The sequence below is a fragment of the Mesorhizobium sp. LCM 4576 genome, from assembly GCF_001854815.1.
Lineage (GTDB): Bacteria > Pseudomonadota > Alphaproteobacteria > Rhizobiales > Rhizobiaceae > Mesorhizobium > Mesorhizobium plurifarium.
In genome coordinates this window covers 87,576-94,589 of record NZ_MDDT01000039.1, presented here as the reverse complement: position 1 = coordinate 94,589, position 7,014 = coordinate 87,576, and the positions used below count along the sequence as shown (strand labels likewise).

6 protein-coding genes are annotated in these 7,014 nt (G+C 66.0%); 2 read left to right on the top strand and 4 right to left on the bottom strand.

What is annotated here, in order from left to right; all coding sequences use genetic code 11:
* The 4 genes from hutU to hutI form a co-directional block, all read right to left on the bottom strand.
* On the bottom strand, positions 1-939 hold a 939-nt coding region (hutU, locus tag LCM4576_RS21850), incomplete at its 3' end, for a urocanate hydratase (RefSeq protein WP_198540291.1).
* Between the two features lie 31 nt (positions 940-970).
* Entirely contained in the window at positions 971-1,786 is an 816-nt protein-coding gene (hutG, locus tag LCM4576_RS21845; RefSeq protein ID WP_071034605.1) for an N-formylglutamate deformylase, read from the bottom strand.
* Between the two features lie 220 nt (positions 1,787-2,006).
* Positions 2,007-3,542 (bottom strand): histidine ammonia-lyase, encoded by a 1,536-nt coding sequence (hutH, locus tag LCM4576_RS21840; protein ID WP_071033186.1) that lies wholly within the window; start codon positions 3,540-3,542, stop codon positions 2,007-2,009.
* On the bottom strand, positions 3,539-4,768 hold the full coding sequence (hutI, locus tag LCM4576_RS21835; protein ID WP_198540290.1) for an imidazolonepropionase: 1,230 nt from the start codon (positions 4,766-4,768) through the stop codon (positions 3,539-3,541). The genes hutH and hutI overlap by 4 nt, the downstream gene beginning before the upstream one ends.
* A 97-nt stretch (positions 4,769-4,865) precedes the next feature.
* Here hutI and LCM4576_RS21830 point away from each other — a divergent pair, with 97 nt between their 5' ends.
* Both LCM4576_RS21830 and hutC read left to right on the top strand, forming a co-directional pair.
* Entirely contained in the window at positions 4,866-6,221 is a 1,356-nt protein-coding gene (locus LCM4576_RS21830; protein WP_071034603.1) for a formimidoylglutamate deiminase, read from the top strand.
* 15 nt (positions 6,222-6,236) lie between these two features.
* Entirely contained in the window at positions 6,237-6,983 is a 747-nt protein-coding gene (hutC, locus tag LCM4576_RS21825; protein ID WP_040986551.1) for a histidine utilization repressor, read from the top strand.
* Positions 6,984-7,014 lie beyond the last annotated feature (31 nt).

Genomic DNA, 7,014 nt, shown 5'->3' with positions numbered 1-7,014 from the left:
GAACGCCACCATCGCCTCGACATGCTCGCGCATCGATGCACGGGCGGCTTTCTCGACGGCCTTCGGATCGGACGTGCGCTTCTCGCGCCATTCGGCCATCGTCCAGCCCTTCGGCAGATAGCCGTTGATCGGGTCGTGCGCCGAGGTCTGGTCGGTCAGAATGTCGGGGCGGATGCCGCGCTTGAACATCTCCGGCACGATCTCGGCGGCGTTGCCGAGCAGGCCGACCGACTTTGCTTCGCCGGCCTTGGTCCAGCGATCGATCATTTCCATCGCTTCGTCGAGCGTCTCGGCCTTCTCGTCGAGATAGCGGGTGCGCAGGCGGAAATCGATCGAATCCGGGTTGCACTCGATGGCAAGACAGGAGGCGCCTGCCATGACGGCGGCCAAAGGCTGGGCGCCGCCCATGCCGCCGAGACCGCCGGTCAGGATCCATTTGCCCTTGAGGTTGCCGTTGTAGTGTTGGCGGCCGGCCTCGACGAAAGTCTCGTAGGTGCCCTGAACGATGCCTTGCGTGCCGATATAGATCCAGGAGCCGGCCGTCATCTGGCCGTACATCATCAGGCCCTTCCTATCGAGCTCGTTGAACTTCTCCCAGGTCGCCCAGTGCGGCACGATGTTGGAGTTGGCGATGAGCACGCGCGGCGCGTTGGAATGGGTCTTGAAGACGCCGACCGGCTTGCCGGACTGCACCAGCAGCGTCTCATCCTCGCCAAGCGTCTTCAGCGAGACGACGATGCGGTCGAAATCGTTCCAGGTACGCGCCGCCCTGCCGATGCCGCCGTAGACGACCAGCTCGTTCGGGTTCTCGGCGACCTCCGGGTCGAGATTGTTCATCAGCATGCGCAGCGGCGCCTCGGTCGTCCAGTAGCGGGCGTTGAGCTTGTCGCCGCGCGGGGCGCGCACTTCGCGGATGTTGTGACGAGGATCGGTCATCATTGTCCCTTTCAAGCGAGGCGGGCGGCGCTGGTCAGCGCCCGGCCCAGTCAATGGCGGTTTCAAGGATCGTTTTCAGCGTGGCGCGGATCGGCGCCGCGTAGCTGGGGTCGTAGGGCTCGGGCCAGTTTTCCGGCGAGCCCTTCTTGTTCGGCTCGCGCATGTAGCCACGGTTGGAGAGTTCCATCTGCAGCGCATGGACGCCGTTCTCGGGCCGGCCGAAATGGCGCGTGATCCAGCCGCCCTTGAAGCGGCCGTTGACCACCCAGCTCTCGCCAGTCGCGGCGAGGATCTCCGTCACCCTTGCCTGCAGCGACGGATCGGTGCTCCTGCCGTCATTGGTGCCGAGATTGAAGACCGGCAGTGTGCCTTCGAAAAGGCGGGGCAGCACCGAGCGGATCGAATGGCAGTCGTAAAGCACGATGTTTTCGTGCATGCCACGCAGCCGGTCGATCTCGGCCTGCAGGGCGTCGTGGTAAGGCGCGAAATAGGTCTCGCGGCGCTCATCGATCTCTGATGGCGTCGGCTCATCGCCCATGCGGTAGAGGGGATCGCCATCGAAGGTATCCGTCGGGCAAAGGGTCGTCGTCGCCTGGCCGGGATAGAGCGGGACGCCGGACGGGTCGCGGTTGACGTCTATAACGGTGCGAGAGATGGCAGTATGCACGACGGTCGCGCCGAGATCGGCTGCAAAGTCATAGAGTTTGTCGAYCCACCAGTCGCAGTCGCGTCGGCCGAGCCAGGTCGAGACCAGGCGGGAGTCGAGGCCGGCCAGATCGATGCCGGTGTGCGGGATCGAGACCAGAAGGGGGGCCGTGCCCTGGGTGACGGTGAGCCATGAAGGGGTCATGCGAGACCTCCGCAAGTTGGAGCTCTACGGCGCCCCCCTCTGCCCTGCCGGGCATCTCCCCCACGAGGGGGGAGATTGGCTGTTTCGGCGCCTCGCTCCATCCTACCACGTCGGTGATTGGCGAAGGCCGACGCGACGGCTGATCTCCCCCCTCGTGGGGGAGATGGCCGGTAGGCCAGAGGGGGGCGCGAAGGATCGCGACCTATCAGGGCGTTCAATCTCACGATGCAATCCCCGGCAGCTTTACCGCGCCCGCCGCATTCACTGCCGCGCCGCTGCGGACCAAGGCGATCGCCTTTTCCATGTCGGGATGGAAATGGCGGTCATTGTCGAGATGAGGCACCTCGGCCCGGACCAGCTTGCGCACCGCCTCGAGGGCTTCGCTCGAAGCGAGCGGAGCGTGGAAATCGCAGCCCTGTGCAGCTGCCAGGAGTTCAATGCCGATGACGGCGGTCGCATTCTCGATCATGCCGAGCAGGCGGCGCGCGCCGTGCGCGGCCATCGAGACATGATCTTCCTGGTTGGCCGAGGTCGGAATGGAATCGACGCTTGCCGGATAGGCCTTCTGCTTGTTTTCCGAAACGAGCGCAGCCGCCGTCACCTGCGGGATCATGAAGCCGGAGTTCAAACCCGGCTTGGGCGTCAGGAAAGCCGGCATGCCGGACAGCGCCGGATCGACCAGCATGGCGATGCGCCGCTCCGACAGCGAGCCGATCTCGCAGACGGCAAGCGCGATCATGTCGGCGGCGAAGGCCACCGGCTCGGCATGGAAATTGCCGCCCGAAAGCGCGGTGTCGTCCTCGGCGAAGATCAACGGGTTGTCGGTGACACCGTTGGCCTCGGTTTCCAGCGTGTCGGCGGCCTTGCGCAGCACGTCGAGCGCGGCGCCCATCACCTGCGGCTGGCAGCGCAGGCAATACGGGTCCTGCACGCGCTCGTCTCCGACGCGGTGCGATTCCCGGATGGCGCTGCCGGCCATGAGATTGCGCAGCGCATCCGCCGTTTCGATCTGGCCGCGATGTTTGCGCAGCAGGTGGATGCGCGGATCGAAGGGGGCGTCCGAACCTTTGGCAGCGTCGGTCGACAGCGCGCCGGCGACCAGCGCGGACTGGTAGAGCGTCTCGGCCTCGAACAGGCCGGCCAGCGCGAAAGCGGTCGAGAACTGCGTGCCGTTGAGCAGCGCCAGCCCCTCCTTGGCGCCGAGCGTCACTGGCTCCAGCCCATGCGAGACGAAGGCGACCTTGGCGGGGAAGCGGCCGTGCGGGGTAAAGCACTCGCCGACGCCGATCATGACAGCCGTCATATGCGAGAGCGGCGCGAGGTCGCCGGACGCGCCGACCGAGCCCTGCGCGGGCACGACGGGGATGACGTCGTTGGCGAGCATCCCTTGAAGCAGGTCGATGGTCTCGGCGCGCACGCCGGAAGCGCCCTGGGCAAGGCTGGCGAGCTTGAGCGCCATCATCAGCCGCACCACTGGGACCGGCATCGGCTCGCCGACGCCGGCCGCATGCGACAGCACGATGTTGCGCTGGAGCGTTTCGAGATCGTCGGCCGGGATGCGGACGCTCGCGAGCTTGCCGAAGCCGGTGTTGATGCCATAGACCGGCTCGCCCTTGGCGAGGATGCGGGCGACCGCCTCAGCGCTGGCTTTGATCTTCGGCCGGCAGGCGGCGTCGAGCTTCGGCACGGCCCCGCGATAGATGGCGCGCCAGTCGGCAAGCGTCGCGCTGCCGGGCTTCAGGGTCAGTTCCGTCATTGTCCTCTCCAGATACGGGCATGGAGCGGATTGAAGCCCATGCGGTAGACGAGTTCGGCCGGGCGTTCGATGTCCCAGATGGCGAGATCGGCCGATTTGCCGGCCTCCAGCGTGCCGGTCTGTTCCAGCAAGCCCAACGCGCGCGCGGCCTCACGGGTGACGCCGGCAAGGCATTCGTCGACGGTCATGCCGAACAGCGTCGCAGCCATGTTCATGGTGAGCAGCAACGAGGTGAGCGGCGAGGTGCCGGGATTGCTGTCGGTGGCGACCGCCATCTTGACGCCGTGGCGGCGGAACAGGTCGACCGGCGGCTTCTTCGTCTCGCGGATGAAATAGTAGGCGCCGGGCAGGATGGTCGCCACGGTGCCGGCCTTGGCCATCGCCGCGGCGCCCTCCTCGTCCGTGTATTCGAGGTGGTCGGCCGACAAGGCGCCATAGCGGGCGGCAAGGGCCGCGCCATGCAGGTTGGAAAGCTGGTCGGCATGGAGCTTCACCGGCAGACCGAGCGCCTTGGCCTTTTCGAAGACACGCGCCATCTGCTMCGGCGAAAACGCAATGCCCTCGCAAAAACCGTCGACGGCGTCGGCGAGCTTTTCGGCAGCGACTGCAGGCAGGATCGTGCCGGCGACGAGATCGATGAACGCATCCTTGTCGCCCTTGGCTTCCGGCGGCAGCGCATGGGCCGCAAGGCAGGTCGTACGGACCGTGACCGGGCGCTCGTCGGCCAGGCGGCGGGCGGCGCGCAACGACTTCTTCTCGTTGTCGGCATCGAGACCGTAGCCGGACTTGACCTCGACGGTGGTGACACCTTCGGCCAGCAGCGCGTCGAGACGCGGCCGCGTCTCGGCGACAAGCTCGTCCTCGCTCGCTGCGCGCAGCGACTTGACCGAGGAGACAATGCCGCCGCCGGCGCGGGCCACTTCTTCATAGGTGGCGCCGGCCAACCGCATTTCGAATTCGTTGGCACGGTTGCCGGCATAGACCAGATGCGTGTGGCAATCGATCAGCCCTGGCGTGATCCAGCGGCCCTGGCAATCGACGACCTCGGCGCCCTGCCCGGTTGCAGCCGGCATATCGGCCTCGGGGCCGGCATAAACGATCAACCCGTCGTGCGCGGCGACCGCGCCTTTCTCGACGATGCCGAGACCGGCAGCACCCCCGGCCATGGTCGCCAGGCGCGCATTGCGCCAGACCCGATGGCCGCTCTTCCCGTTTGCTCCACCCATCATCTTTTCCATTTGCTTGGATGACGATTATGTATATACATATTGGAACGCGACGCAAGTGATAATGTCGCCTGGGCATTCAGATTCGGAGAGGAACGTGACGGCGATCTTTGCGGAACAGGCGCTGCTGCCCGGCGGTTGGCAGGACAATGTCAGGATCGCTTTTGAAGATGGCCGCATCTCTTCAGTCGAAGTCGGCGCTTCCCCTCAGGCGGGCGACGAGCGCCACGCCATCGTCCTGCCGGGCATGCCCAATCTGCACAGCCACGCCTTCCAGCGCGGCATGGCGGGTTTGGCCGAGCTACGCGGCCCTTCGACCGACAGTTTCTGGAGCTGGCGCGAGGTGATGTACCGCTTCGCGCTGTCGATGACGCCGGACCAGGTCGAGGCGGTGGCGGCGCAACTCTATGTCGAGATGTTGGAGGCCGGCTTTTCGCGCGTCGGCGAATTCCACTATCTGCATCACGACCGCGACGGGCAGCCTTACGCCAATATCGCCGAGATGGCCGAGCGGATCGCCGCTGCCGCGGCAGATACCGGTATCGGGCTGACGCTGCTGCCGGTCTTCTATGCCCATTCCGCCTTCGGGGGCGCCGCTCCCGGCGATGGCCAGCGGCGATTCATCAATGATGTCGAGCGTTTCGGGTGCTTGCTTGAGAAAAGCCGCGAGGGCGTTCGCTCATTAGAACAGGCCGTCGTCGGCGTCGCGCCGCATAGTTTGCGCGCCGCAACGCCGGACGAGCTCAATGCCGTCGCTGCGATGGCGCCGAACGGGCCCATCCATATCCATGTCGCCGAACAGGTGAAGGAGGTCGAGGACTGCATCGCCTGGTCGGGCAAGCGCCCGGTCGAATTCCTGCTCGCCAATGCAAAGGTGGACCAACGCTGGTGCCTGATCCACGCCACGCATATGACCGAGGCCGAAACGGTTGCGATGGCCCGGACCGGTGCGATCGCCGGGCTCTGTCCGATCACCGAGGCCAATCTCGGCGACGGCACTTTCGCGGCCCCGCTCTTCATCGAGCAAGGCGGCCGCTTCGGCGTCGGTTCCGATTCCAATGTGCTGATCGGCCTGCCGGACGAGCTTCGGCAGCTTGAATATTCGCAACGCCTTGTCCACCGCGCCCGCAACGTGCTGGCGCGGGCCGGCGGCTCGACCGGGCGGGCTCTGTTCGATGCGGCGCTTAACGGCGGCAGTCGGGCGCTTGGGGCAGGTCCTTCACAGATTGCCGCCGGCTGCCCTGCCGATCTCGTCTCGCTCGACCAAAACCATCCATCGCTGGCCGGCAAGGCAGGCGATGCGATCCTCGATGCCTGGATCTTCGCCAATGGCGGCACGGTCGATTGCGTGTGGGTGCATGGCAGGAAACAGGTCAGCGGCGGCCGGCATGCGAAGCGCGAAGCTGTCGCCGCGCGGTTCCGCGAAGTGATGACCGCATTGTCGCAAGGCTGAAGCAGGATCCATCCGATGAGCCTGGTCGAGACAGACGATGTCGAGGGCGGCGAGATCCTCTCGCTGCACCAGCGCATCTTGTCCGACATCCGTGAAAAGATCCTGTCGGGCGCTTGGGCGCCTGGACATCGCATCCCCTTCGAGCACGAGCTGACGGCTCAGTACAATTGCTCGCGCATGACGGTGAACAAGGCGCTATCGCAGCTGGCCAAGGCGGGGCTGATCGAGCGTCGCCGCCGTTCCGGCAGTTTCGTCCGCCAGCCGCAGTCGCAGGCGGCGGTGCTGGAGCTACACGACATCAGGATCGAGGTCGAAGCCCTTGGCCTTCCCTATCGCTATGAGCGGCTGGAGCGGGTCAAGCGGCGCAGCGGCGCCGAGGACCGCGCGTTGCTCGGGCTTTCAGCATCAGGTGCGGTGCTTGCGCTGGAGGGTCTGCATTTTGCCGGCGAACGGCCATTCGCGCTGGAGCAGCGGCTGATCAACCTTTCCGCGGTGGCCGAGGCAGCCGAAGAGGAGTTTCTCGATATCGCGCCGGGCCCCTGGCTGATCGGCCGCGTGCCGTGGAGCGAGGCCGAGCACCGCATCCGCGCTATGGCGGCGGACGAGGCAATCGCCGATGCGCTCGACATCGATCCCGGCGCCCCATGCCTGGTGGTCGAGCGCCGCACCTGGAGCGCCGAGCATCCGGTGACGCATGTGCGCTTCATCTATCCGGCGGAGAGCCATACGCTGGTGGCGAGGTTTACCCCGTCGCAGGGATAGCGCCAGCGCTCCCTTCTCCCCTTGCGAGAGA